The following is a 402-nucleotide window of genomic DNA, read 5'->3' as shown; positions in this document are numbered from 1 at the left end:
GTCCGGGGCGTTGTGGTCCGGCGTGTCCATGATCAGAGTCCCAGCTTCTTGAGGATCAGCGTGACTTTCTCTTCCAGCGTCGCCTTGGTGAAAGGCTTGACGATGTAGCCGGCCGCGCCGCCCTGGGCGGCCGCGACGATGTCTTCCTTGCGGGCCTCGGCCGTGACCATCAGGACGGGCAGGTGCTTGAGCTTGTCGTCCTTCTTTATTTCGGCCAGCAACTGGAACCCGTTCATGTTGGGCATGTTGATGTCGGTGACCACGAAGTCGAACTTGCTGTTGCGCAGCTTGTTCAGTGCCACGACGCCGTCTTCGGCCTCGTCGGCGTCGGTAAACCCGCTTTCCTTGAGCAGATTGCGCACGATGCGCCGCATGGTGGAGAAGTCGTCAACGATCAGGAAA

1 protein-coding gene is annotated in these 402 nt (G+C 60.2%); it reads right to left on the bottom strand.

Going from position 1 to position 402, the window contains the following annotated elements; translation table 11 throughout:
• Window positions 1-32: 32 nt before the first annotated feature.
• A partial coding sequence (gene cheY / locus K9U41_RS23590) for a chemotaxis response regulator CheY (RefSeq protein WP_432715863.1) occupies window positions 33-402 on the bottom strand: 370 nt, incomplete at its 5' end.

The organism is Xanthobacter autotrophicus (assembly GCF_029991245.1).
GTDB lineage: Bacteria > Pseudomonadota > Alphaproteobacteria > Rhizobiales > Xanthobacteraceae > Xanthobacter > Xanthobacter autotrophicus_C.
This window is presented reverse-complemented; position numbering and strand designations above follow the sequence as displayed.